23 protein-coding genes are annotated in these 25,635 nt (G+C 62.4%); 14 read left to right on the top strand and 9 right to left on the bottom strand.

Annotated features, from left to right (window positions below):
* Nucleotides 1-72 precede the first annotated feature (72 nt).
* From ACWTV1_RS04115 to ACWTV1_RS04105, 3 genes are all read left to right on the top strand, one after another.
* Nucleotides 73-399: a WhiB family transcriptional regulator gene (locus ACWTV1_RS04115; RefSeq protein ID WP_100388469.1), complete on the top strand. Its 327-nt coding sequence runs from the start codon at nt 73-75 to the stop codon at nt 397-399.
* Nucleotides 400-536: 137 nt separating this feature from the next.
* Nucleotides 537-3,347, top strand: a complete 2,811-nt coding sequence (locus tag ACWTV1_RS04110) for a glycosyltransferase family 2 protein (RefSeq protein WP_498504227.1) — start codon at nt 537-539, stop codon at nt 3,345-3,347.
* Nucleotides 3,344-4,966: a DUF5719 family protein gene (locus ACWTV1_RS04105; RefSeq protein WP_498504226.1), complete on the top strand. Its 1,623-nt coding sequence runs from the start codon at nt 3,344-3,346 to the stop codon at nt 4,964-4,966. The genes ACWTV1_RS04110 and ACWTV1_RS04105 overlap by 4 nt, the downstream gene beginning before the upstream one ends.
* A gap of 19 nt (nt 4,967-4,985) precedes the next feature.
* Here the strand turns inward: ACWTV1_RS04105 and ACWTV1_RS04100 are convergent, their stop codons facing one another.
* Nucleotides 4,986-5,429, bottom strand: a complete 444-nt coding sequence (locus ACWTV1_RS04100; RefSeq protein WP_498504225.1) for a metallopeptidase family protein — start codon at nt 5,427-5,429, stop codon at nt 4,986-4,988.
* A gap of 63 nt (nt 5,430-5,492) precedes the next feature.
* Here ACWTV1_RS04100 and ACWTV1_RS04095 point away from each other — a divergent pair, with 63 nt between their 5' ends.
* Together ACWTV1_RS04095 and ACWTV1_RS04090 are read left to right on the top strand one after the other, a co-directional pair.
* On the top strand, nt 5,493-5,708 hold the full coding sequence (locus tag ACWTV1_RS04095; protein ID WP_100388473.1) for a DUF3499 family protein: 216 nt from the start codon (nt 5,493-5,495) through the stop codon (nt 5,706-5,708).
* The gene (locus ACWTV1_RS04090; protein ID WP_498504224.1) at nt 5,695-7,119 is read left to right on the top strand and encodes a phosphomannomutase/phosphoglucomutase; all 1,425 of its coding nucleotides are present in this window, start codon (nt 5,695-5,697) and stop codon (nt 7,117-7,119) included. The genes ACWTV1_RS04095 and ACWTV1_RS04090 overlap by 14 nt, the downstream gene beginning before the upstream one ends.
* 95 nt (nt 7,120-7,214) lie before the next feature.
* Here ACWTV1_RS04090 and ACWTV1_RS04085 read toward each other — a convergent pair whose 3' ends face one another.
* The gene (locus tag ACWTV1_RS04085; RefSeq protein ID WP_498504223.1) at nt 7,215-8,075 is read right to left on the bottom strand and encodes an RDD family protein; all 861 of its coding nucleotides are present in this window, start codon (nt 8,073-8,075) and stop codon (nt 7,215-7,217) included.
* Nucleotides 8,076-8,091: 16 nt separating this feature from the next.
* On the opposite strand from ACWTV1_RS04085, the gene ACWTV1_RS04080 reads away from it, so the two are divergent.
* The gene (locus tag ACWTV1_RS04080; protein ID WP_100388476.1) at nt 8,092-9,087 is read left to right on the top strand and encodes a stage II sporulation protein M; all 996 of its coding nucleotides are present in this window, start codon (nt 8,092-8,094) and stop codon (nt 9,085-9,087) included.
* 33 nt (nt 9,088-9,120) lie between these two features.
* Here the strand turns inward: ACWTV1_RS04080 and ACWTV1_RS04075 are convergent, their stop codons facing one another.
* From ACWTV1_RS04075 to ACWTV1_RS04055, 5 genes are read right to left on the bottom strand one after another with little or no spacing between them, the layout of a single operon-like run.
* Nucleotides 9,121-10,413, bottom strand: a complete 1,293-nt coding sequence (locus ACWTV1_RS04075; RefSeq protein ID WP_498504222.1) for a DUF58 domain-containing protein — start codon at nt 10,411-10,413, stop codon at nt 9,121-9,123.
* Between the two features lie 2 nt (nt 10,414-10,415).
* The gene (locus tag ACWTV1_RS04070; protein WP_100388478.1) at nt 10,416-11,372 is read right to left on the bottom strand and encodes an AAA family ATPase; all 957 of its coding nucleotides are present in this window, start codon (nt 11,370-11,372) and stop codon (nt 10,416-10,418) included.
* Nucleotides 11,373-11,414: 42 nt separating this feature from the next.
* Nucleotides 11,415-12,623 carry a DUF4350 domain-containing protein gene (locus ACWTV1_RS04065; RefSeq protein WP_498504221.1) on the bottom strand — a complete coding sequence of 403 codons (1,209 nt, stop codon included), beginning with the start codon at nt 12,621-12,623 and terminating at the stop codon, nt 11,415-11,417.
* Nucleotides 12,620-13,318, bottom strand: coding sequence for a DUF4129 domain-containing protein (locus ACWTV1_RS04060; protein ID WP_498504220.1), 699 nt, complete (start codon nt 13,316-13,318; stop codon nt 12,620-12,622). The genes ACWTV1_RS04065 and ACWTV1_RS04060 overlap by 4 nt, the downstream gene beginning before the upstream one ends.
* Nucleotides 13,315-14,550, bottom strand: a complete 1,236-nt coding sequence (locus ACWTV1_RS04055; RefSeq protein WP_498504219.1) for a DUF7847 domain-containing protein — start codon at nt 14,548-14,550, stop codon at nt 13,315-13,317. The genes ACWTV1_RS04060 and ACWTV1_RS04055 overlap by 4 nt, the downstream gene beginning before the upstream one ends.
* 120 nt (nt 14,551-14,670) lie before the next feature.
* Between ACWTV1_RS04055 and mtrA the strand changes: the two genes are divergently transcribed.
* The 6 genes from mtrA to secA all read left to right on the top strand — a co-directional run bounded on the left by mtrA (nt 14,671) and on the right by secA (nt 23,230).
* Nucleotides 14,671-15,351: an MtrAB system response regulator MtrA gene (mtrA, locus tag ACWTV1_RS04050; protein ID WP_498504218.1), complete on the top strand. Its 681-nt coding sequence runs from the start codon at nt 14,671-14,673 to the stop codon at nt 15,349-15,351.
* Between the two features lie 5 nt (nt 15,352-15,356).
* Nucleotides 15,357-16,970 carry an MtrAB system histidine kinase MtrB gene (gene mtrB, locus ACWTV1_RS04045; protein ID WP_100388482.1) on the top strand — a complete coding sequence of 538 codons (1,614 nt, stop codon included), beginning with the start codon at nt 15,357-15,359 and terminating at the stop codon, nt 16,968-16,970.
* Entirely contained in the window at nt 16,963-18,642 is a 1,680-nt protein-coding gene (locus ACWTV1_RS04040; RefSeq protein ID WP_498504217.1) for an LpqB family beta-propeller domain-containing protein, read from the top strand. Before mtrB ends, ACWTV1_RS04040 begins: the two co-directional genes overlap by 8 nt.
* Before the next feature lie 62 nt (nt 18,643-18,704).
* Nucleotides 18,705-19,517, top strand: a complete 813-nt coding sequence (locus ACWTV1_RS04035; RefSeq protein WP_498504216.1) for a ComF family protein — start codon at nt 18,705-18,707, stop codon at nt 19,515-19,517.
* A gap of 45 nt (nt 19,518-19,562) precedes the next feature.
* Nucleotides 19,563-20,261: a ribosome hibernation-promoting factor, HPF/YfiA family gene (hpf, locus tag ACWTV1_RS04030; protein WP_498504215.1), complete on the top strand. Its 699-nt coding sequence runs from the start codon at nt 19,563-19,565 to the stop codon at nt 20,259-20,261.
* Nucleotides 20,262-20,422: 161 nt separating this feature from the next.
* Nucleotides 20,423-23,230, top strand: a complete 2,808-nt coding sequence (gene secA, locus ACWTV1_RS04025) for a preprotein translocase subunit SecA (protein WP_498504214.1) — start codon at nt 20,423-20,425, stop codon at nt 23,228-23,230.
* A 102-nt stretch (nt 23,231-23,332) separates the two neighbouring features.
* Here the strand turns inward: secA and ACWTV1_RS04020 are convergent, their stop codons facing one another.
* Nucleotides 23,333-23,821: an Rv3235 family protein gene (locus ACWTV1_RS04020; RefSeq protein ID WP_100388487.1), complete on the bottom strand. Its 489-nt coding sequence runs from the start codon at nt 23,819-23,821 to the stop codon at nt 23,333-23,335.
* Between the two features lie 150 nt (nt 23,822-23,971).
* Between ACWTV1_RS04020 and ACWTV1_RS04015 the strand changes: the two genes are divergently transcribed.
* Nucleotides 23,972-24,571: a hypothetical protein gene (locus tag ACWTV1_RS04015; RefSeq protein ID WP_100388488.1), complete on the top strand. Its 600-nt coding sequence runs from the start codon at nt 23,972-23,974 to the stop codon at nt 24,569-24,571.
* Between the two features lie 14 nt (nt 24,572-24,585).
* On the opposite strand, the gene ACWTV1_RS04010 is transcribed toward ACWTV1_RS04015, so the two are convergent.
* Entirely contained in the window at nt 24,586-24,867 is a 282-nt protein-coding gene (locus tag ACWTV1_RS04010; protein WP_100388489.1) for a helix-turn-helix domain-containing protein, read from the bottom strand.
* Nucleotides 24,868-24,986: 119 nt separating this feature from the next.
* Here ACWTV1_RS04010 and ACWTV1_RS04005 point away from each other — a divergent pair, with 119 nt between their 5' ends.
* A complete protein-coding gene (locus ACWTV1_RS04005) occupies nt 24,987-25,634 on the top strand; it encodes a CpaB family protein (RefSeq protein WP_498504213.1) in 648 nt (215 codons plus the stop codon).
* Nucleotide 25,635 lies beyond the last annotated feature (1 nt).

Below are 25,635 nucleotides of genomic sequence, written 5' to 3'. Positions count from 1 at the left end.
GGGAACTACACCGGTGTAATTATGTAACGCGATTTGATGCAACGCATTGAAAGCGGAGGGGAGATAGACCAGATGGGCAACAGCGGTTACCGCGCGGGAGTTCCCGACGACTGGTTTGTTGACCCCGTCCGACTCGGGGTTCCCGGAGTTCGTCAACCTCTCGCTGATGAGGATGACAACGCACTGTCCTGGCAAACAGACTCGCTCTGTGCTCAGACCGACCCCGAAGCCTTCTTCCCTGAAAAGGGCGGCTCCACTCGCGATGCCAAGAAGATTTGCTCCTCGTGTGAAGTACGCAGCCAGTGCCTCGAATACGCTCTCGAAAACGATGAGCGTTTCGGAATCTGGGGCGGTCTCTCCGAGCGCGAACGTCGCAAACTTCGCAAGCGCGCAGGTTAATTCTTCTTCCCGTTTCACCGTGCGCTCAGGGAGTGCCCGCATGAAGCCTCTGACCCCGTATTGGGGCGGCTCTCAGACTCGCCGCTCTGCAGCGCGTCGGATGCAGAAGAGCACTCACGGCGCATAGTCTCAAACAAATGCAGCCGAGAGTCACCGCAGTACTAGTCGCCCGCAACGGTGCGAAGTATTTGCCACGCACCCTTGCCGCTATCGCGGCGCAAACTCGGCGACCCGATTCGGTGATCGCGGTCGACGCTGATTCGAGTGACAATTCACTCGCGATCATGGCAGAGTCCGCTCCCGCTCAGATCGCGGATGCTCACGGGCAGCGAACTTTTGGTGGCGCGATTTCGTCTGCGCTGCAGACGGCCGCACCACAGGCATCCGAAAACGAATGGTTGTGGCTGCTTGCTCACGACAGTGCGCCAGACCCTCACGCGTTAAGCGCTCTGCTTGGCGCGGTTGAGATCGCGCCGTCGGTGGCGGTTGCTGGCCCCAAGCTGGTGCGCTGGGACAACCCCTCTGTTATCTCGAATTTTGGTGAGACGCTCACCCCGCTCGGCCGCTCCGTTGGACTCGTCAATGATGAGCTCGACCAGGCCCAGCACGATGTGCAGACCGACACTCTCGGCGTTGCCGGCGCAGGCATGCTTGTTCGTCGACAAGTGTGGGCGGCGCTGGGTGGTTTCGACCCCAAGCTGACCTCTGTCGATGCCGCTCTTGATTTCTGTGTTCGTGCTCGCTTGGCTGGCCACCGCGTCGTTGCTGTCGCGGATGCTCGGGTCGCCAGTTCTGGTGGCCCCGAACTCTTCGGTAAGCGCTCGGTCTCGGCCGCAGCGCACAATCGTGTGCAGCGCTTCGCCCAGTTGCACCGTCGTCTCGTTTACGCTCCCGGGTTTACCGTGCCGCTGCACTGGCTCACGCTGCTGCCGCTCGCGATCCTGCGGTCGCTGGGCCACCTCGTTGCCAAGCGACCGACAGCCGTTGCTGGTGAGTTTGCTGCCGCCTTCGCCGCCATCTTTGATGGGGGAGTGGTCGCCGCCCGGCGAAACCTCCGACGCAATAAGCGACTGGGTTTTGCCGCTGTCGATCCCTTGCGGATGTCGTGGGCTGAGCTGCGCGAAATGCGTGCGCACGAGCGCCACGGTGACTCGCCCGATGCGGCGTTCGAGGTGGCGAGGCCCAAGTTCTTCAGTAACGGCGGAGCGTGGACGGTGCTGCTGGCCGGCATCCTCGGAATGCTCGCGTTCTCTCGCTTTGTGGATGCCGCTGCACTGAGCGGTGGCGCACTGCTCCCGCTCTCCACCACGGTTTCTGAGCTGTGGCAGCACGTGGGCTATGGCTGGAATGACCTTGCTCAGCAGGTTGTCGCCGCCGATCCCTTCGCGGTTGTGCTTGCCGTGCTCGGCTCGCTGACGTTCTGGAATCCGTCGTTCAGCATTGTGTTGCTCTATCTCGTCGCGTTGCCGTTAGCGGCGCTGGCGGCCTGGTTGTGTGCGGCATCCATTTCTGAACGTACCTGGGCGCCCACGATCGCGGCTGCGGCGTGGACCGTCGCGCCTAGTTTCTTGGTCTCCCTCGGCGAAGGTCAACTGGGAGCCGTGCTCGCCCATATTCTTTTGCCGTGGCTTGTGCTCACGGTGCTCCGAGCCGCCCATAACTGGGCGATGGCGGCACTGGCCGCTCTTCTCTTCGCGGCGATCGCAGCGTCGGCTCCCAGCCTGATTCCTGCTCTTGTGATTGCGATGGTCGCGTGGATTGTCGTGCGCCCCAAGGCAACTCACCGCCTGCTGTGGATCGTGATTCCGGCGGCCGCACTCTTTACCCCGCTGGTGATTCAGCAATGGGCTCGCGGCAACTTCTGGGCGATCTTTGCGGATCCCGGAGTTCCGGTTGCACGCGAGGCCTCAGCCGGCTGGCAGCTCGCAATCGGCAGCGTGGTGCCCGGTTCTAACGGCTGGAGCTCCCTGCTGGCAGCCCTCGGCCTCAACGATCGCTACGGCCCGCTTCTCGTGGCGCTCATGCTCGCTCCGTTCGCGGCGCTCGCACTCATGAGCCTTTTCGTTCCCGGTACCCGTCGCGCGGTTCCCTCGCTCGCCCTCGCGTTGTTGGGGTTTGTGACGGCGGTAGCGGCAACGCACGTCGCGGTCAGCGCCTCGGGTGAATCAGAAGTCGGCATCTGGGCGGCCCCCGGCCTCAGCCTGTACTGGCTCGGCCTGAGCGGCGCAGTGACGGTCGCAATTGACAGTCTCGACCGCCACGCCACCTTGCCCGCAGTCGTGGCTCTACTCGGCATTGTGGGCCTCTCCGCAGCGCCTCTGTGGTCGCTTGCGTCGGGCATGACCGCCGTGGAGGCAAGCAACGGCCGGCTCTTGCCCGCGTTCGTCGCCGCAGAATCAACCCAGCGCGATGGCCTCGGCACGCTGCAGCTCACCGTCACATCTGACTCCACGATCTCCGTTGATCTGCATCGCGGCCGAGGCTCCGGACTCGACGAGCAGTCGACGCTCGCTGCCACCAACACCGAACTCTCCGACGCTGAGGTTCGCAACGCCACACTCGCGGGAAACATTGCCTCGCGCAGTGGCTACGAAATTGCACGCGAGTTGAACGACCTACAGGTCGCCTTCGTCGTGCTCACTCCGGCGACGAACGCAGATGCCTCCGAGACACGTCAACGCATCATCGAAGCTCTCGATGGCAACAGTCTCCTCAACCCCATCGGTGACACTGCTCAGGGCTACCTGTGGCACTATCCCGACCTGCGAGAAAAAGAAATTCCCGTCGGCGCGAGCAATACCGAAACGCGTTGGGGCCAGATCGTGCTTGCCGGGCAGGGACTCGTTTTCGGTCTCACCCTCTTGCTGGCCATACCGACTACTCGCCGTCGCCGACTGAAGGCGGCCAAAGCCGAGAGCGCCGTCACCGTGATTGAGGCGAACGAATGAGCGACAACGAACTGACTCCCGACGAGGCCGCCGCGTTGCCAGTCGAGCCCACCGGCGCCGAATTTGACGACGACCACGAACTCACCGGAGCCCCAGAACCCGAGTCGAGCACGCGTCGCCCGGTGTCCGCCAAAGCTGCCGCCGCCATCGGTGCCCGCGTTGTTGGTGGAGTACTCGGCATCGGAATCGCTGCCGCAGCTGTTCTTGGTTCGACCTTCGTCGAGCTGCCCTCGTCCACCGCGACGCCGCCGAGCGAGCTCGTGGTCCCCGTACCCACCGCCCAGCAATTGACCTGCCCAGGGCCGCTCTTGAGGCTCTCTGATGAATCGGGCGCTGCGGCATCCACCGTCTTCACGCTCGGCCAGGCCGTTACTCGTTTCTCGTCGAGTACCGGAGCGGTCGAACAGTCTCGCATCAGTGCCTCCGATGCTCAGCCGGGGGAGTCGGTGGCCGAGCCTCTCGTGCTGAGTGCGGCTCCGGATGCGCAATCTCCTGACCTTGACGTACTGCTCAGCGGTGCCCAATCCCAATCTGTCGCGGTTGGCGACTACGTCGGTTTCGCCTCGGCAGCCTGCCGGGCGGTCGGCGGCGATAGCTGGCTCGTGGGCGGAGCAACCACAACGGGCCGTACGACGCTCATCTCCTTGACGAACCCCACCGAGGTTGCCTCGACGGTGGATCTCGAAATCTTCGACGAACGCGGCGTCGTCTCTGCGGCAGGCACCGGCGGAATCGTCGTGCCGCCGAACGGGCAGCGCGTGCTGTCGTTGGCTGGATTCGCCCCCGGTGTTAGTTCGCCCGTGGTTCACGTGACGAGCAGTGGTGGCCAGATCACCGCCGAGCTGCAGCAGTCGATCGTGCGTGGGCTCGACGCGGGTGGTGTCGAAATTATCGGTGCCACTCAGCCCCCAGCACGCTCAGTATTCCTCCCCGGCATGGTCGTGACGAACCTCGAGGCGATTCAGGCTTTGCGCGGAACGGCGACTCAGACCGATGACGTGATCGCGGCCATCCGTGTTTTCCTTCCTGGCGAAGAACCGACCACCCTTTCTTTCACTCTCACACCCGCCGCTACCGAGCGAGACCCGATCAGATTCACTCGCGACGTGAGCGCGGGAGTTGTCACCGACATCCCGATCGAAGAGCTCGAAACGGGCGCGTACTCTGTGCAGATCGAATCGGACGAACCCGTCGTGGCGGCAGCTCGCACAACGTCGGCTGTGATCGCTTCTGGTGGGGGAATCTCCGCCACTGACTTCGCGTGGTTCACGGCGAGCCCCGCGCTCACGGAAGACACTCAATTCACGGTTGCGTCAGGGTTGGATGCCGTGCTCAACGTCCTAAACCCGGGTGGCACCGACGTCGTCGTGAGGCTTGTTGCCGCCAGTGATGCCGATGCCTCTGCCAACGACGAGGCCGCGGACGATCAGGCTGCCAGCGAGTACACAATCGAGGCGGGCGCGACATTGCGGGTTCCGGTGCCGAACGGCGAGACGCTCACGCTGGTGCACAGCAGCCGCGTGTTTGTCAGCGTGACGCAGGCGGGGGACGGTTTCCTGTCGGCCTATTCGATCGACCCGCAAACGCCGGGTTCGTCGCCGTTGACGGTCTTTCCGTAGCGAGCACCGGGGTCAGGTCCTAGAAGTGTCGGAACCGATCGGGCGCTAGCTCCCACGGGTCTTTGCCGATATATTCGGCGACGGCACGAAAGACACAGCTCTCGATGAGCATCCGCTTGTGCAGCTCGTCGTCGCGGTGCAACCGCGCCATTCGCTCGATGGGCAAGCGGTAGAGAATGATGCGCTTCTCGGCGGGCACCACGTGCCAGCGTTCAACCTTGGAACCTTCGGGGCTGCTGCCCGGCATCAGGCCGATCTCAAAGCGTGCCTCTGCGAGTTCCTCCGGCCACATTTCTTTGAGAAACTGGGCGGCTGAGGCCACAGTCATCTCGAAGTTTCCGTTGCGGCTGCTGAGCAATGGCAAGTGCGGTCCGGTGACCGCAGCGCGGATGCCGCGCCCGTGTCGGTCGCGCCAGTTTCCCCGCACAGAGCGCGTCGACTCCCGCTTCGATGATCTAGCCACGGGCTCATTCTACGGCCGCTGGTTGCCCAACTGTGGGCGCACAGTCGTAGGCTAGGGCTCACAATGAATCAGCGCCCGTGCAGCAAGGTCGCCTGCAACTCCGAAGCAGTCGCCACCTTGACCTATGTTTACGCCGACTCAATGGCTGTTTTAGGGCCGCTGAGCTACAGCGCTGAACCGCACACCTACGACCTGTGCGCTCGCCATGCCGAACGACTCTCCGTGCCTCAGGGGTGGCAGGTCGTTCGCCATGTAGTTTTGGGGCATGAGCAAAGCTAACCCCATCGATCTCGCCCCTTTCATCAAGGCATATGACGTTCGTGGCCTTGTGGGAACCCAGCTCACTGACGAGGTAGTCGAAGCGCTCGGTGCTGCTTTTGTTGACGAAGTGGATGCCGCGGGCCACGAGGTCATCGTCGGCCACGACATGCGCGACTCTTCACCCCGTTTCGCCGCCGCATTCTCGGCCGGTGCGCGCGCTCGCGGGGGCAACGTCGTTCTCATTGGACTCTGCTCGACTGACGAAACCTATTTCGCTTCCGGATCTCTCACCGCACCCGCCGCCATGTTCACGGCGAGCCACAACCCGGCCACCTACAACGGCATCAAGTTCAGCCGGGCGGGAGCGCAGGGCATCAGCTTCGCGACCGGGCTCAAGGCGATTCGCGACCGGGCCCAGAATTACCTGGCCGAGGGAATCCCTGCCGTCGACGCCGTCGGTGCCCAGCGCGAACTCGACGTGCTCGGTGACTATGCCGGGTACTTACGTGAACTCGTTGACCTCAGCACCATTCGCCCCATCCGCGTCGTCGTAGATGCCGGTAACGGCATGGGCGGCATGACAGTGCCGGCCGTGCTCTCCACAGCAGCGGGGCTCCCCGAACTGCCCATCGAGATCATCCCCATGTATTTCGAACTCGACGGTACGTTCCCCAACCACGAAGCGAACCCGCTCGACCCCGCGAACATTGTCGATCTTCAGAAGGCTGTGCTCGAACACGGCGCTGACCTCGGGCTGGCCTTCGACGGCGATGCTGACCGCTGCTTCGTGGTTGACGAGCACGGCAACCCGATGAGTCCCAGTGCGGTCGCTGCGGTCGTGGCACTGCGGGAAATTCAGCGCGTGCGGGCTTCGCAGCCGGAGGGCGACATCCACGTCATCCACAACTTGATCACGTCGCGCATCGTTGCCGAAACGATCGAGGCAGCGGGAGCGATCCCGGTGCGCACCCACGTCGGGCATTCACTCATCAAAGACCAGATGGCGGCTACGGGCGCGATCTTTGGCGGTGAACACTCCGCGCACTACTACTTCCGCGATTTCTGGGGTGCCGACAACGGGATGCTCGCCGCCATGCATTTGCTTGCTGAATTCGGTTCGCAGCCAGAGCCCCTCTCGGTGCTCTCGGCTCGCTTCTCGCCCTATGCGGCCAGCGGCGAGATCAATTCGGTGGTGGACGACGTTCCCGCAGCCACCGCTCGCATTCGTGCAGCCTTCGAAGCGGAAGCCGACTTTGATGAGTTGGATGGCCTCACGGTTACCGGTCGTACTGCCGAAGGCGAATCGTTTTGGTGGTTCAACGTGCGCCCCTCGAACACGGAGCCGCTTCTGCGTCTCAACGCCGAGGCGGGGTCACAAGAAGTGCTCGACGCAGTGCGCGACCGGGCTCTCGCGATTATTCGAGCGTAGGGACGGCGCCGTCACGCGTGACGTGCGTCAGCTGCACGCGAGACACCCGACGGCTGAAGCCGACCGGTAACTGCTAGCCGCCAACTGCTTCCGGGCTAGGCGCGGTTGCGGGGGAACCCGCGCGGCACGCTCGTGAGAGCGGGCTCGAGTACGTCGAGCCGCGCCTTCTCGCTCGCCAGCGCTGCATTCTCGCGCTCACGACGCACGGCGCTCACGGCCGACAACAGCACCTCGGGTTCCACGTGCGGCAGCGGCGAAACGTAGGCGGCTGCTTCGTTGGCCAACGACAGAGCGTGCTGTTGGCGCGTCAGCGGGGTGTAGCCGGGGGCGGCAACCAGAAAGTGTGAAATGCGGCGCGCGAGAGCATCCGGCATCTTGGCAACGTCGGCGGTGCGCGCCCATTCGGTCAGTTGACCGGGAAGCTGTACCACGGGGTTCGCGAATGTGGTCACGCGCTCGGACTGGCTATAAGTACCCGCTACAAGGTCGCCCAGGCGTTGAGCGCGAGTGTTGAGCAACGCGACGACGGCGGCTAAGCCCCCCGCGGTCATGAAGATTTCCATTACCCCGAGCAGGGCGCGGATGAAGGCATGCCGAAAGCCGATCGCGCCGCCATCGTTGCGAACAATGCGGGCTCCGATCGCAAGCTTGCCGAGCGACTTTCCGTGGCTCAAGGTTTCGACGGCGGTGGGGATCACAACAAGGCAAATCACGGTGGCGGCCACGGTCAGGGCGGTGCCGATTGCCTGGTCGAGCCCGGCCGCGGTGGCGAAGGAAAACGCGCCGATGAGAAGCCCGATGAGGGCCGCGCCGTAGACGAGAAAGTCAATGATCGATCCGGCGGCACGAAGCACAAAACTGGCCGAGCGCAGCTCTAGAGCAACGGCTTCTCCGGTGATGAGTTCATCGGGTTCGTCCCCATACGCGAAGGTGTTGGTCGTTTGTGGGCTCGGCATGACATCATTTAAGCAGATGGATCTCGACTCTTACTCAGCCGCGCATCGCGAAGACTGGGATCGCCTTGCCCAATTGGGGTCTCAGCGCCGACTTTCCGGGGCAGAATCCGATGAATTGATTGATCTCTATCAGTCGGGGGCAACTCATCTCTCAGCCATGAAGACGAGCATGGGGCAGTCGGTCCAAGCCGATCGTCTGTCGTTGACACTCAGCCGCGCTCGGCTCCGCTTCACGGGCGCCGCCGCCAATCTCTTCAGCCAGTTGCCGCAATTCTTCATCGCGCAATTGCCGGCAGCGCTCTACCGGGTGCGGTGGATGTCGCTGGTGCTCGCCGGGGCAACCTTCTTTATCGGGTTCCTCTTTGCCTGGTGGGCAATTTCGAACCCGCAGCTGCTGGCTAATTTCGGCACTCCGGCGGAGCGCGAAGCTCTGGCTCAAGACGACTTCGTGGGCTACTACTCGGAGTACTCGGGTGGTTCCTTCACTGGCTTCGTCTGGACTAACAATGCGTGGATCGCGGCTCAAGAGATTGCCTTCGGCATCGTCGGCGTCTACGTGCCCTATCTGCTCTTCAACACGGCTCAACAGCTGGGCTTCACCGCCGCGATCATGAACGAGTTCGATCGCCTCGACGTCTTCTTTCTCTACATCGCCCCGCATGGCCAGCTTGAGCTCTACGCGATCTTCGTTGCTGGCGCGGCCGGAATGATGATCTTCTGGTCCTGGGTCGCTCCGGGGGCGCGTACGCGGGCTCAGGCCCTGGCCGAGAACGGTCGGGCGCTCTTCACTATTGTCATCGGCATTATCCTCGCGCTCTTAGTCTCGGGCGTTATCGAGGGATACGTCACGCGCCAAGACTGGCCCTGGGTAATCAAGATCGGTATCGGCACGGTCGCGCTCGGTGGCTTCTTGGCTTACCAGTGGATTCTCGGTGGGCGCAGCGTTCGTGCCGGCAACTCTGGCGACCTGAGCGAGTTCGACGCGGGCGCGACCCATATCGTCGCCCACTAGCGGTACGGTTCTCGCGACGCACCTAGGGCGCGTCTAGAGCTTTCCGGCTGCCTTCAACGCGATGTAGTGGTCGGCAAGGGCGAGCGGCAGGTCGGCGGGGCGTCGAGAGACCACGGAGGCTCCGAGTTGGTTGATCGCATTAGCCACTCGTGACTGATCGAGCAGGGCGCGCTCGGCAGCTCCAGCGAGATAAACGGCGTCGCGTGAGGAACGATCGAGCGTGGCATCCACAATCGACGGGTCGGTGACAGAGGCCACAACGACAGTGTGCTTTGCCGTGAGTTGCGGCAGCATTGCGAGCAAGCCGTGGGTGGCCCCGGGGGATTCCGCGGTTGTGGCAATCACGACGAGCGCGCGCTGGGTCGTGGCCTGCCGTACAAGGTTCGGCACGGCGTTCCAGTCCATCTCGATGAGTTCGGGCTGAACGGGCGCCATGCTGTTGACCATCTTCGACAGCAGATCGGGGCCGGTGGCGCCCTGAACGCGGGCGCGAACGCGGCGGTCGTAGATCATGAAATCCACGTGGTCGCCGGCACTCGAGGCTAGAGCCGCCAGCAGCAGCGCAGACTCGAAGGCGGTGTCGATGCGGGGTTCGTCTTCGATCCGTGCCGCAGAAGTGCGGCCGCTGTCAACGACGATGACGACGCGGCGGTCACGCTCGGGCCGCCAGGTGCGAACAACAAGCTCAGAACGGCGGGCGGTGGCGCGCCAGTCGATCGAGCGCACGTCGTCGCCGCGCACGTAGTCCCGCAGGCTGTCGAATTCGGTGCCTTGGCCGCGGATCATGACGCTCGTCGCGCCATCGAGTTCACGAAGTCGGGCGAGTCGGGAGGGGAGGTGTTTGCGCGAGTTGAACGGAGGGAGCACCGTGAAGCTGCTCGGAACGCTCACCGTGGTCTGTCGGGCGATCAGTCGCAGCGGGCCATAAGAACGCAGTGTGACGTGCGCGGCTTCTCTGGTTCCACGACGCAGGGGAGTGAGCACCGTGGTCAGTTCGCGGCGCTCGCCAGCGGGGACCGAGAGCGGCACGCGGTTAGCGTGAGCGCCGGCGGATGGTTGCCAGCCGTCTCGCACGATCGCGCGCAGTCGGCGGCGGGTGGGGTTCGTTACTCGTAACGCCGAGCTGGTGGTCTCGCCAAGGCGTACGCGATCGGGCGAGGTGCGCTCGAAGCGCAGAGCACGCACCGACACAGCCAAGATCGAGTCCAACGTGCTCAGCAGCACCACAAAAAGCACCCAATAGACGAACACGATGGGCGCACCTGTGATGACGATCGGCACGATGCCGAGCGCCACGAGAGCAACGAACCATCCAGAAATTGCCATTGTTAGATCGGAACCTGCACTTGCTGCACGATCGATCGCAGGATGACGTCGGCCGACACTCCTTCGAGTTCAGCTTCGGGGCGCAACTGAATGCGGTGGCGAAGTACCGGCAGCACCATGCTCTGGATGTGGTCGGGCGTGATGGAGTCCGCACCGGTCAGCCAGGCCCACGCCTTCGCTGCACCGATAAGGGCGATCGCACCACGGGGGCTCACGCCGAGCTTCACGGACGGGCTCTGGCGGGTAGCGCGCGCAAGGTCAACGGCGTAAGCAACCACATCGGGGCTTGCTCCCACCTTCGCGACAGCAGCCTGAGCGGCCGCCAGCATCGACGCATCGAGAACGGGCGTTACCCCGGCTGCGGCGAGATCACGTGGGTTGAATCCAGCGGCGTGACGCGTGAGTACTTCGATTTCAGTGTCACGCTCGGGCAGGTCGAGAACGAGCTTGAGGAGGAAGCGGTCGAGCTGAGCCTCGGGAAGCGTGTACGTTCCTTCGTATTCGATGGGGTTCATCGTCGCGGCAACCATGAACGGCACCGGCAGTTTCAACGACTGGCCGTCAACGGAAACCTGACGCTCTTCCATCGCTTCGAGCAACGATGACTGAGTCTTTGGTGGGGTGCGGTTGATCTCATCCGCGAGCAAAATGTTTGTGAAGACGGGGCCTTCGCGAAACTCGAACTCGCCCGACTTGGAGTCGTACACGAGCGAACCGGTCACGTCGCCGGGCATGAGATCTGGCGTGAACTGCACGCGCTTGGTGTCGAGCTGAAGCGCCCGGCTCAGCGTGCGCACCAACAGTGTCTTTGCAACACCCGGAACGCCCTCGAGCAGCACATGGCCGCCCGTCAGCAGCGCAATCGTGAGGCCGGTGACAGCCGCATCTTGGCCCACCACGGCCTTGCCTACTTCTGTGCGCAGCCCGGTGAATGCGTGCCGCAGTTGCTCGTCAGTCATATCTCGATTCTTCTCTATCTCTGGCTTGGTGGGGCTAAGCGGTTAGGCGGGGCGGATGATCGTGCGCACGCGATCTTCGAGTGCGAGCAGTTCATCCGACAGGGTGATGAGCTCGTTGTCCGAGGCAGGCTCGGCGTCGACTAGCAAGTGTCGGAGCGAGGCGAGAGGCTGCCCGACGAGCGGGGAGATGCGGTTGATCACATCGTCGACGGATGCCGTGCTCGGCAATCCGCACAGTCCAGCAATCCTGCCGATGGTTCCGATGCGCAACGAATCCAGCGTATGGAGTCGCGCTGTGGACTGAGCGTAGAGTCGCGCGCGACCCTGCATCGTTTCGCTGGATCGCACCGTCACCGGGAGCTTCTCGATCACGAGGGGGCCGAAACGACGGCCACGCCAGAGCGCACCGACGAGAAGAGTGAGAACGAACAACCACGTAGCGGGCAGTACCCAACCGGGCGCGAGTTCGTCGAGGGTGGCGGTCCCGCCATCGCCTTGGATGTCGAGAAAGCTCGGCGTGTACCAGACAAGAGTGTCGTTCTCCCCGAGCAGGCGCAAAGCGAAGGCGGCGTTGTCGGCGGCCGTGATTCCGCCATTGGAAAGCGCATCTGTCGCTCCGAGGATGCGTAGTTCGCTGTCGCCGCGGTCAAGAACGATGAGGCCGTAACCATCATCGTCATTTCCGTAACACGCCGTGATGGCGGAGCTTGGCTCGATCACGCGATAGCTACTGGGGCCAGCCGTGATCTGAGGAGCAGTCGACGACGAGGGGGCAGAGCATCCGGCACTCACCGAATCTGAAGAAGCGCCTGCTTGGGCAACTTCGGGAGCGATCTCAAGAAGTTCGTTGAGCACGGGTTCAGCGACAATGACGGTGCTGGCTAGCCCTGCAGCATCCGCCACTTGGCTCTCGGTCAGATAACCCTCGAAGTTAGTGAAGATGAGAGTGCTGTCGTCGGGGGACACTAGTGCGGCGCGAGTCTCGTCGAGGGTGGTCGTGACGATCACGTCGACACCCTGATCGCGCAGTACCTCTGCAACGGCTTGAGAACCCGCTTCGTAAGGGCTTGTGGGGTCGAGCGGCGGACCTTCGACGGCGTTGCCAGCGAGGTTAAGGGTAACGACAGCCACAACCACCAGTACGATCGCGGCGGCAACCCAAAAGAGAGCTCGTCGCGTGGCGGTGCCCAAGCGGGGAGTGAGCACCGTTACTTCTGAACTGGCCTCTTGTGCGGTTCGGGTCTCGCTCACAGCGTTGCCTCGGCGAGATCGGGCGTAGCCGAACGCGCGCGCGATTCCAGCGCGCGCAGTTGTTCGTATTCTTCGCGAGTGGCGGGCTTACGCATGTAGCGCACGCGGTCGAAAGTGTCGGCGCTCGCAACAAGCTCGGTCGCAAGCTCGGGCAAAACTCGTGAAGCTCGCGTTGCAAAGCCGTGACCCGTTGTACCGGGAGTCATGTTCACCAGGGTGCGTTCTGAGAGGCCGCGGGCGATCGAACGGAACATATCCGCAATGGCGGCGGCGTAATCCTCGCGGGTGGCCGCCTGCTCCGCAGCTTCTCGCAATTGAGCGGCGGTTCGGTAGTCGGCTTCGCCAAACAGGATGTCGTGATGCTGGCTCTTACGGTTGAGGCGCGGCACTCCGTAAACGATGATCGCCGCGATAATTGCGACGGCGACGAGGGCGAGAAGGACGATAGAGACGATGGTGGGGATTCCGTTACCGTCGCCGATGGTGAGACTGGCGAGCCAATCACTGAACGCTTTCGATGCTCGGTCAAAGAGGGTGGGCTTGGCGGCTTGGTAGGGAGCTTTGGAGAGCTCCTCGATGAGTAAGCGGGTCGCTTCTTCCGAATCAGGATCTACCGGCACTTCGCTAAATATCGCGGGGGCAGCACGGGGCGTGAGTGCTGCAGCCACGGAGGCTGCGACAAGCGTTAGCGTCATGAAGCGGCGTTCGGCACAGCGGGCTGTGCACGGCTCGGCGTGCTGTTGAGGGTGAGGTAGGGGTCGGGAACCGAGTGGTCGCCGGCGTTACGTGCCTCGACGAAGCGAGCAAGTTCGAGGTCGAAACCTTCTTTGCGCATTCGCATGTCGATGTACAGCAGCGCGGGGGCGGCCGACTGAATAACAATCGTGACGGCGCCGATGACGACCGACAACACAATGGTCACGATGTAGATCACGAGGAACGCGACAAAGCCCGCTTCTTCGTTGCCCGTGGGGTTGAGCAGCCCCGCTCCGAGTCCACCGAGCACGCTCAGGGGGGTCGTGACGACGCTCGACACGACGTTCACGATCACGAGGATGAGAAGCAGGATTCCGAAGGTGCGCCAGAAATTGCCGCGAACCAGCGACCACGAGCGGCTAATAGCGAGCCTGAGCGGCAAGCGCTCGATCATGAGCGCGCTCGGAACGAAGGCGAAGAAGGTCCCGAGCCATGCGGCGAGGAAGAGTGCAACGAGAAAGCCAGCGATCATCGTGAGCACGCCAAAGACGATTCCGGCGGTGTCTCCCAGGGCGAACAGCAGCACGGAGACTCCGGCAACGACCGCAATTCCCACAATCACGGCAATCATGACGAGCGCTGACCACCCGATGAGGGCACCAAGTCGGCCCTTCGCGGCATTCCAGAGACCACGAACGCGAAGGCGTTCTCCCACGGTTCCGCGCGCGACTTCGAGCGAGATGATGCCTTGGAGTATGGCTCCGCCTACGAGAGAGAGCGCCACTGCGAAGAGGGCCGAGAGGATAAGACCGGCGGTCGTGCCGGCCTCGATGGTGGCGGCATCCGCTTCGGTGGCGCTCAAGGCGCGTTCGGCAGACGCAAAGCTAACGATTCCGACGAGCACCAAGGAGCCAACGGTGACCAAGCTCATGATGAGAAGAGAAAGGCCGAAGGTGGGGCGCGGATTACGGCGCAATACCATCAGCGATGCCCCGAGGATCGTGCCCAGACCGAGCGGGTGCAGCGGAATGAGGCCCGGCTTGGGCGGCGGGGTCCAGCCAGGGGTGGGCGCAGCGTACTGCGAGGGAGCGCCCGGAGTTCCCGGCGCTACAGGGGCGATAGCGGGTGCGGCGCCGGTGCCATACGCTGACGAGGCGCTGGGCGGAGCGAGCGGCTGGGCACCATCGGCACTACTGCTGTCGGGTGACTGCCAGGGGCTGTTATCGCTCACGTTTCATCCTTGATTAGGCAACTGCGTAAATTCAATCGCCCTCATGTTTTCACACTCGACTACTCTTGTGCGAAAGCTTCTCACTCTGTTAGCCCGAGAGCTAGAAAGTATCGAGGACCAGTGAACCCGCGAATTCTTGTAGTCGATGACGATACTGCCCTGGCAGAAATGATCGGAATCGTTCTACGCACTGAAGGTTACGAACCATTTTTCTGCCAAGACGGCGCCCTAGCGTACGACGCCTTCAAGTCGGCCGCGCCCGATTTGGTGCTGCTTGACCTCATGCTGCCCGGCATGGATGGAATCGAGATTTGCTCCCGCATTCGCGAGGAGTCCGGTGTGCCGATCATCATGCTCACGGCTAAGAGCGACACGGCGGATGTCGTGAAGGGTCTCGAGAGCGGGGCTGACGACTACGTGGTCAAGCCCTTCAATCCCAAGGAGCTCGTGGCGCGTATACGGACCCGACTGCGCCCCGCGAGCGATGCTGCCACCGGCACGCTTACCGTCGGCGACCTCGAATTGGATGTCGCAGGCCATGAGGTGCGCCGTGGCGATACCAAAATCAATCTGACTCCGCTCGAGTTCGAGCTCTTGCTGGCGCTCGCGATGAAGCCCGAACAGGTATTCACGCGTGAAATGCTGCTGGAGCAGGTCTGGGGCTACCACTACAAGGCAGACACTCGTCTGGTGAACGTTCACGTTCAGCGTTTGCGCGCCAAGGTTGAAGAAGATCCCGACAACCCGAAGATCGTGATGACGGTTCGCGGTGTTGGTTACCGCGCTGGCGCCACCGCGTAGGTTTTATGCGCGATTTTGACTGGCGCGGCTGGGTGCGGCGAGGCGCCGCAGTATGGCGCTCGTCACTTCAACTGCGCACTGTGGCGATCACGGTGCTGTTGTCATCCGTTGCGGTGATGGTTATTGCGGGCTACATGTCGCTGAGTGTGGGCGCGAACCTGTTTGATGCGAGCCGCGATCAGCTCACGCGTACGTCGGTGAATGCAACCCTTGCTGGTCAACAAGTGTTCGATGCGGCTGACGAAGGCCTTGGCCTCGAAGACCTCGACGTCATGATGGGCGAGGCCGCAAAGGTCATCGAGAGTGTTGCCTCCAGCACCGGTGGCACGAGTTACGCGATTTTGCGAACGCCCGGTCAGGAAGGGTCACGGGTTCCTTCCGATGTTCAAACTCAGGGTCTCGGTTCCGAATCCCTGATCTCGCAAGAGCTTCGCGATGTGGTTGCCGCGTCGACCGAGCAACGTACCTACTGGCAGTCGGTGGCCCTGAGGCAAGATGCCGACACCGCCGATCATCCCGGTCTCGTTGTCGGCTCGACACTCGACATTCGTGGCGCGCAATATGAGCTGTATCTGGTCTACGACATCCAAGACACTCAAGACACCCTTGTTCTCGTGCAGCAGACGCTCGGTCTCGGTGGCTTTGCGCTGCTCGCGCTGATCGGCGTTGTCACGTTCGTCGTGGTGCGTCTCGTCGTGGGGCCTGTTCGTCTTGCGGCTGAGACCAGTCAGCGTTTGGCGGCCGGCGAACTCGAGGTGCGCATTCCGGTTCAGGGTGACGACGTCATTGCCACTCTCGCCCGCTCGTTCAACGGTATGGCCACGAGCATGCAGCAGCAGATCACCCGCCTCGCCGCGCTTTCGCAGGTTCAGCAACGTTTCGTTTCGGATGTCTCGCACGAGCTTCGTACGCCGCTCACGACAATCAGGCTCGCCGGCGATGTTCTGTACGACCAGCGCGACACTTTTCCGCCCGCCACGGCACGCACTGCCGAGTTGTTGCACACCCAGGTTGAACGGTTTGAGCTGTTGCTCGCCGACTTGCTTGAGATGAGCCGCTACGACGCTGGAGCTGTTGACATGGAGACGGAGCCCACAAACCTCGTGCGGCTCGTCGAAGACGCCATCGAGAGCCTCACCTCGCTTGCGGAGAGCAAGGGCTCCGAACTGCGGCTCGTTGCCCCCGGTGGCCATTTTGAAGCAGACGTCGACCCCCGCCGCATCCGCCGCATTCTGCAAAACCTGGTGAGCAATGCCATCGACCACGGCGACGGGCTGCCGATCGTCGTGTGGATCGACAGCGATCAGGATGCCGTTGCTATCGCCGTGCGCGACTACGGCGTTGGGATGAGCCAGGCGGCCCTCGAGCGTGTCTTCGACCGCTTCTGGCGGGCTGATCCGTCGCGCCAACGCACCACGGGTGGCACTGGCCTCGGGCTGGCAATTGCGCTCGAGGATGCTGCGCTTCACGGTGGCTGGCTCGAAGTGTGGTCGGATGGAGACCACGGTTCGTGCTTCCGGCTCACCATTCCCCGCGAGCGCGGCGCAGAATTGCGCTCATCGCCGCTTGAATTGCCGCCGAATGATGACATCCCGAGCTTGGAGGCGCCCCATGCCTAAGTTCTCCAAGATTGCGTTCTTCTCCTTGGTCACCGCAGTTTCTGTTGCGCTTACGGGGTGCGTTGGAGTGCCGACGTCGAGCGAGGTGCAAACCGGGCCGCTCATCAATGAACAAGACGGCGCCCAATACGAGATCGTCGCTTCAGGGCCCGTCGCTGGCTCAACGCAGGAACAAATTCTTACCGACTTCATGAATGCCGTGCGCTCTCCCGCGCGAGATTATTCCGTGGCCCGCGAGTTCCTCACCGGCACGATGAGCGAGGCATGGAATCCCGCTGCGAGCGCCACCGTTCTCGAACGCGACAAGCTGCCGACTATTGCGCCAGCGCTCGACGAAAACGCACTCACCTACTCGTTCTCGGCACAAGCTGTTATCGACGCGCGAGGGGTGTACTCCGAGCTGCCGTCGCCGGTGTCGCAGACTCTCGCGTTCGCGTTTGAGCAGGTCAATGGGGAGTGGCGTATTTCTGCAGCGCCCCCGGGGGTAGTGCTGACGCTTCGTGGTTTCGAAGTGAGTTTCGAAGAGCAAGTGCTGTATTACTTTGACCCCAGCTTCGCCTACCTGATCCCTGATACCCGCTGGTTTGCTGCGCGGGAATCGTCGCAGGCGCGGGCGCTTCAAGCATTATTGGCTGCCGATTCGGCGTGGGTGCAGCAGGGCGTTGTGCTCACCGCATTCCCGCCATCTACGACGCTCGGGACCACAAGCAGTCTTACTTCTGGCCGAGCCGTCGTTGACCTGAGTTCTGAGGCGCTCGCCGCCAATAACGTGGCGCGCGACCGCATGCGTCAGCAACTATCGGCGACGCTACACACGCCGATTGTGGTGCTGACGGTCGAGGGGCGCGAACTTCAAGACTCCAGTTCCGGTCAAAACGCGGCCGTCATTGAACCGGGGTCCGCCGGCCCGCTCGTTGTGGGCACGGGAGACGAATTTGGCTTCAGCACGAGCGATGGGCTGAGCGCGATCACTGAGCTCAGCGGCATTGTGACTTCGGCTGGTGCCACCACGGCAGCGCTGTCTGCCGACCGGCTCTCGGCTGTGTATCGTGCCGCAGACGGCGCGGCCTATTTTGCGTCGGTGGGTGTCGCTCCGCGCCTGATCGATGCGCGGTCCGGGCTCGTTGCGCCATCGCTCGACCCTTTCCGGTTCGTCTGGTCTGCGCAGCGCTCCAGCGCCACGTCGCTGACGACTTTCGCGGTCGACGGCACCGAGCATCCGCTGCAGACCTCGTTGCCCGCTGACTCTCAGATTGTGTCTCTGGATGTCTCCCGCGACGGTGCGCGATTGCTCGTGTATCTCTCCACTCCGTCAGGTCCTCAACTGCTCGTGTACGGAATCGTGCGCCAGCAGGGCAACGTTCCCGTTCAGCTCGTGGAACCGGTGTCTCTGCCGGTGCGCTCCGGAACCGCAATCGACGCGGCGTGGGTTGGCTCAAGCAGTGTCGCAACGTTGACCGGTGACGACGGTTCTGTCGAGGTCACCGCGTACAACCTCGGTGGTCCCTCTCAAGACTTGGGTGACGTCGATGGCGCAACGCAACTGGTAACAACGGGCTCGAACACCGATGGGCTCCGTGTGCTGGCTGACGGCGAAGTGTGGCGGCCGCAGGGCAGTCAAGCGTGGGTTCAGACCGGGCTCGACGCCTCCTTCCTAGCGGTGCAGCAGTAATCGTTCTCCACTGATCGGCAGCACGACGCGGCCCAGCTCCGAGAACTCGGCACGATCGGGGGATGACACCCCCACAGCAGCCTCCAGACCGTCACCAGCACGCGTGGTGGCGCAAAGCCCTACGCGAGGCTCTGCGCGATGCCTGGGCCCTCCTGATGCCCGTGGAGTGCGCCGGATGCCAGAGGGCCGATCGAGCGCTGTGCGACGAGTGCGCGCCCAGCATGGCTGCGCAGCCGAGCGTCCAGTCCACGCCGCAGCATCTCGCTGTGCATTACGCACTGCGGTACGAGGGCAGAGTGCGTCGGGTTTTGCTCGCCTTCAAGAACCATCACCGCACCGATCTCTCGCGACCGCTGGCACGGGCGTTCGTGCCGGCGCTACTGCGCGCGATCGAGGCAGCCGAGCAGACTGAGGCCGCCAAACGGTTCGAGGATGTCGGGCCATCGGAGGTTGCCGCGCCAACGGATGCTTCGGCGCGGCCGCTTCAGATCGTGGCGGTGCCGAGCAGCCGGCGCGCATTCCGCACCCGGGGGTATCACCCGATGGCGCTCGTGCTGCGCGCGGCGGGGGTGCGCCACGCCCGGGTGTTGCGCGTAGCCCAAGAAACTCGAAGTCAGAAATTGTTGAGCGCCGAGCAGCGAGCCCGCAACGTTCTCGGAGCGTTCATTGCGACGCGTTCCTTGGCTGGCATCCGCGTAATTATTGTGGACGACGTGCTGACAACCGGCGCCACGATCGACGAAGCGGCGAGGGCAATTTTCGCTGCGGGCGGAACGGTAGTGGGGGCTGCAACCATCGGGTTCACTCCAAGAACGCTGACGGTTCGTGACATTGCCAGCGGTGAGGGCTACGGTATGGAAAAGGGCGCGAAATAGAAGCTGCCTCACGGGGCAGCCGCGCATTATGGCTAGGAGGTCGCCGTGGAAATCACCGTCAACGGACGAAATGTAGGAGTCACGGATCGTTTCCGTGAGTACGCGATCGAAAAGTCTGAAAAGGTCTCTCACTTGGCCGAGAAGGCAATCGCCTTCGAGATCAAGGTAAGCCGACACCACGAAACCAAAGGTTCCAGTGGAGACGACCGCGTTGAGTTGACGTTGATTGGACCAGGTCCGCTTGTTCGAGCGGAATCTGCTGGTTCAGATAAGTATGTTGCTTTCGATTTGGCAATGGCCAAGCTCATTGAGCGCATCCGCCAGTCGAAGGATCGCAAGAAGGTTCACCGCGGAAACCACCGCCCCACGTCACTGCGTGAGGCGAGCGCTGGCGGATTTGCTGTTGTCGATATCACCCCCGCTAGCCCCGACGTGATCGAAAAGGTCGCGACCGGAGCAGTGCCGATTCAGAATGAAGCGCCGGAGCCCGGCGACGAGGACTACTCGCCCGTCGTCATCCGCCGCAAGGTATTCCCCTCGAGTCACATGACTGTTGAGGAGGCTCTCGATCACATGGAACTAGTCGGCCACGACTTCTTCTTGTTCGTCGATAGCCAAACCGATCGCCCGAGCGTCGTGTACCGCCGCAAGGGGTGGGATTACGGCGTGATTGGTCTCGAAGAAGAGACCGATGACGCTGTTCAGGGCGGCCGCTCGCGCAAGCGTAAGGTCGCCAACGGCTAAGCACACCAAGTTTTTGGCTTGGAGTTGATACGATTACGAACCGGTAACGCGGCTGTGCGCTGATTGCACGCACCGCGTTACCGTGACGTAAGCGTCTAAAAGACTGCGCTTCGTCGAGCAGTGCCAGCGTCGGACCCGTCCGACAAGAATGGGAGTATTCGGTGGCGAATGTTTTAGAACGCGCTCTTCGCGTAGGTGAGGGTCGACTTCTTCGACGCTTGAAAGGCTATGCGCAGGCGGTCAACCATCTCGAGGACGACTTCAAGACCCTCACTGATGACGAGCTGAAGAACGAGACTGTAGAACTGCGTGAGCGCTACGCCGCGGGGGAGTCGCTCGACGACCTGCTGCCAGAGGCCTTCGCTGCTGTGCGTGAAGCGGCTAGCCGTACCCTCGGCATGCGTCACTTCGACGTTCAACTCATGGGTGGTGCTGCGCTTCACTTGGGCAACATCGCTGAGATGAAGACCGGTGAGGGTAAGACTCTCGTCGCCACGCTTGCCGCGTACCTCAACGCTCTCGCCGCTCAGGGCGTACACGTCATTACGGTGAACGACTACTTGGCGAGCTACCAATCTGAACTTATGGGTCGCGTTTTCCGCGCCCTCGGCATGACTACTGGCTGCATCGTCTCCGGCCAGACTCCGCTCGAACGTCGCGAACAGTACGCGGCCGACATCACCTACGGCACCAACAATGAGTTTGGTTTCGACTACCTGCGCGACAACATGGCGTGGCAGGCAAGCGACATGGTCCAACGCGGCCATTACTTCGCTGTAGTCGACGAGGTTGACTCGATCTTGATCGATGAGGCTCGTACGCCACTGATCATTTCTGGTCCCTCGTCAGGCGAGGCCAACCGCTGGTTCACCGAGTTCGCCAACCTCGCGAAGAAGCTCGACCCGGAGACCGATTTCGAGGTCGACGAGAAGAAGCGCACCGTCGGTGTTCTCGAGCCCGGGATTGAGAAGGTCGAAGACTACCTCGGCATCGACAACCTCTACGAATCAGCCAACACTCCGCTGATCTCGTTCTTGAACAACTCGATCAAGGCTCGCGCCCTGTTCAAGAAAGACAAGGACTATGTCGTCATGAACGGCGAAGTGCTCATTGTCGACGAGCACACCGGCCGTATCTTGCAGGGTCGTCGGTACAACGAAGGTATTCACCAAGCGATTGAGGCCAAGGAAGGCGTCGCGGTCAAGGCCGAGAACCAGACGCTGGCTACCGTCACACTGCAGAACTACTTCCGCCTGTACAACAAGCTTTCGGGAATGACCGGTACCGCTGAGACTGAAGCGGCCGAGTTCATGTCCACCTACAAGCTCGGTGTTGTTGCCATCCCCACGAACCGTCCGATGCAGCGCATCGACCAGTCCGACCTCATCTACAAGAATGAGCAGTCGAAGTTCGAGCAGGTTGTTGCTGACATTGCCAAGCGCCACCAGCAAGGTCAGCCGGTTCTGGTCGGTACGACAAGCGTTGAGAAGAGCGAATTGCTTTCTCGAATGTTGGCCAAGAAGGGCGTCAAGCACGAGGTTCTGAACGCTAAGAACCACGCGCGCGAAGCGGCCATCGTTGCTCAGGCTGGTCGTCTCGGCGCCGTCACCGTCGCCACCAATATGGCCGGCCGTGGAACTGACGTCATGCTCGGCGGAAACGCCGAGTTCTTGGCTGTTGCCGAAATGAACAGCCGTGGATTGAACCCCTCCGAGACTCCGGATGAGTACGAAGCTGCTTGGGATGACGTCTTCGCCGGCGTCAAGGCCGAGGTAGATACCGAAGCGAAGAAGGTTATCGACGTCGGTGGGCTTTACGTGCTCGGAACCGAGCGCCACGAGTCGCGCCGGATCGACAACCAGCTGCGTGGTCGTTCCGGTCGACAGGGTGACCCCGGTGAGAGCCGTTTCTACCTGTCGCTTCAGGATGACCTCATGCGACTCTTCAACAGCGGTGCTGCTGAAGCCCTGATGGGGCGTTCGTCGGTTCCCGATGACCTCGCGATCGAGTCGAAGGTTGTCAGCCGCGCCATCCGCAGTGCTCAGGCACAGGTCGAATCGCGTAACGCTGAGATCCGCAAGAACGTTCTCAAGTACGACGATGTTCTCAACCGCCAGCGTGAAGCTATTTACAGTGACCGCCGTCACATCCTCGAAGGAGATGACCTTAAGGATCGCGTACAGCGCTTCCTCAAGGACGTCGTTACCGAGATTGTTGATGTACACACCGCGGAGGGTCACTCAGAAGAGTGGGACTTCGAGGGGCTGTGGGCCGAGCTTAAGACGATGTATCCCGTGGGCATCACTGTCGACGAGGTGCTCACCGAGGCTGGCTCGCGCGGCAAGATGACGAGCGCGTTCATTGCCAAGGAAATCCACTCGGATGCCGTGATCGCTTACGAACGTCGCGAACAGCAACTGGGTGAGCCCGCCATGCGCGAGCTCGAGCGTCGTGTTGTGCTGAGTGTGATCGACCGCCGCTGGCGCGACCACCTTTACGAAATGGACTACCTCAAGGACGGAATTGGGCTGCGAGCAATGGCTCAGCGCGATCCGCTCATCGAGTACCAGCGCGAAGGTTACGCGCTGTTCCAGACGATGATGGGGCAAATTCGCGAAGAGACTGTTGGCTTCCTCTTTAACCTCGATGTCGAGGTGAATGGCGGCGGTGAAGCAACGACCGTGCAGGCCCGTGGACTCGATGGTTCGAGTGCGCCGTCAGCTCAGCTCAGCTACTCGGCGCCCAGCGCTGACGCTTCGGGCGAGGTTGAAGTTCGCAACGATCGCGGTCAGGTCGAGCGTGCCGCTACAGCGCAAGCGCAGCAGCGCCAGGCTCCTCAGCAGGCACAGCCTGCCGCTCAGCCGCAGTCGAACGACCGTGGTGCTTTCGGGCAGCGCGCCGAGGGTGCCGCTCCTGAAGCTCCCCTCAACCGTTCGCAGCGCCGCGCGCAGGAGAAGCGCAAGAAGTAGCAAGAACGTGAGCTAGCGCAGTGCGCTGGAGTTAACCAACGGATGCCCCACTCGACAATCGAGTGGGGCATCCGTTGTTGTGCGCTCTGCAGGGGTGTGGGGCTACAGAACGTTGATGGCCGTGGCGCGCCAGCGCTTGTCGAGGCCCTCGAGGCGCACGGCAACAGCGCGCGTGCGGGCGCGGCCACGAACGATGACCACTGCTTCGACTGCGCCGTCGCGCGGTTCGCAGAGGCGGATGGAACCCATCGTGAAGCTGGGGCGGGTGACCGGTTGTCCCTTAGCGCGTCGGGCGCGCGCTGAGAGCACCACTCGCTTGAGCAGGTGGCGGTAGACGTCGTCGGTGACCCACCGCGACATCTGCTCAAGGTCACGAGCACCGGCGAGTACCTCGATCACACAGCGGGTGAGGTTCTCGACGAGGGGCGCGGGGTCGGGTAGCTCCGCGCTAGGGGTCGGCTGGTGGCCAAAGAACTCGTCAGGAACGAATCGAGGCCGAATGACCTTGGAGGGCAGCGTGCCAGCGCGCGGGCGCAACTGTCGGGGTAATTCCACACTCGGTAAGGAGGTGCGAAGTGGCTCGGTACTCATGATCTCCCGGGTAAAAGGTCAAGACGGCGATGTTCACCCCCATAAGGGGGTAGACCACACTTAATCAGTAACGAGATCAATTGTCTATGACTAATTTTCAATTGTGGATAACATTCCGGACTCAGAGACCCGCCTCAGTACCGTCAATCCATGCGCTGGGACAAACTCTTTGACGACCTCGAAAGCCAGCTCGAGCGCGAAATGACCGCGGATGACCTCGAGGTCGATGCGGAAGAGGAGCGGCTGCGACTGGGGCGATTGAGTATCCGGGACCGCATAGTCGCCCTTCACGGGCGCAGCAGCGCAGAGGCACCTCTCACGCTTGCCGTTCTCTTGATCACCGGCACGCGCGTCACCGTGCGCCCCGTGATCATCGGCCGCGATTGGATGTCAGCTGACATCGTCGATGACAGCGGTCGCCCGGCACAGTGCATCATCCCGTTCGCCGCATTGGCCGGAATCTCTCTCGGAGCGGCCCACATCACGCCGAGCCTGGCTACCGCGCCGTCGAACGGGCACCCGAGTCTCTCGCAGCGGTTGAGCCTGAGCTACGTGTTACGCGACCTCTGCCGGCGCCGGCGCGCAGTCTCACTGCTCCTGGTGGCGGGGGAGGTGCATGGCACCATCGATCGCGTCGGGCGTGACCATGTGGATGTCGCCGTTCACGAGCGCGGAGCTGTGCGTCGCGAGACAGCTGTCTCGGAATATCGCTTGGTGCCGTTTACAAGTCTCGTGCTGGTGAAGCCTTAGGGCTGCTTTCGCCGCTAGCGCGTGCGCTGTTCGCCGAAGTTAACTTCGGTCACCGTGGCGATGTCGGACTGGTTCCAGAGGCTCATGCGACGAGTCTCTTCGTAGAGCGCTTCGATGTATGACTCGAGAACAGAGTTCTCGATGCGCCACTGGCCCTTGCTGCCTACTTTGATGGCGGGCAGTTCGCCCGAACGCACAAGTTCAAGAACCTCGTGCGGAGAGACGCTGAGCACTTCGGCAGTATCGGCCAAGGTGAGAAATCTCCCGAGGCCTTCTGCTGGGTTGATCGCGTTCATGCATCGATTATGCGCGTATGAAGCTGGGAATGGGGCTGATGTGGATAACTATCGAGCCACTTCCCAGCCGTGACGAACGATGGTGCCATGATCAACACCCGACTTGCGGAGCGCGCGCTATGAGCCGCCGTTCCGGCCGCACCCAGTCCCAAGCTCGCGCCCGAGCGTTCGCCCTCGACCCGCGACTCGCCATCGGTGTGGTGCTCGTCGTGGCGTCGGTCGTTGGCGTGGTTTCCATCGTCGCGGCAACGGATGAATCGACCGAGGTTTATGCTGCGGCATCCACTCTCACGCCCGGCGATCGTGTGCTGAGCTCTGACCTCGTGATTCGAAGCGTGAAGCTGAACGAGGCGACTGATCGCTACATCGCGCGAGGCGAATTACCCGACGAGGGCTTCATCGCGACTCGACCAATTGAGGCTGGGGAACTCGTACCGTCGTCGTCGCTGGGAAGCCACGACGGGCTTTCACTGACCTCGGTTGTAGTGTCACCTCAAGGTGGGCTCTCGGGCACTGTCGCCACCGGTGCTTCGGTGGATGTGTGGGCCAGCGCTGAAGCTGAAGACGGGAGCTACGCGGCTCCTGGCGTGATTATCTCTGGGGCGGTCGTCGTGCGGCTGCTGGAGGATGACTCCTTGGTCTCTGCCGCTCACGGCAACGCCATTGAGCTGCTCGTTCCGCGCTCTCGGGTCGCTCGTCTTCTCGAAGCGATGGCGAACGGTGATGTGCTCTCCGTGATCCCCGCCAACCTGCCGGCGAAGGGCTAAC

This window comes from Salinibacterium sp. VpJ6, from assembly GCF_059767345.1.
The sequence above is the reverse complement of the archived record's forward strand: the minus strand, read 5'-3'. Positions and strand labels throughout refer to the sequence as shown.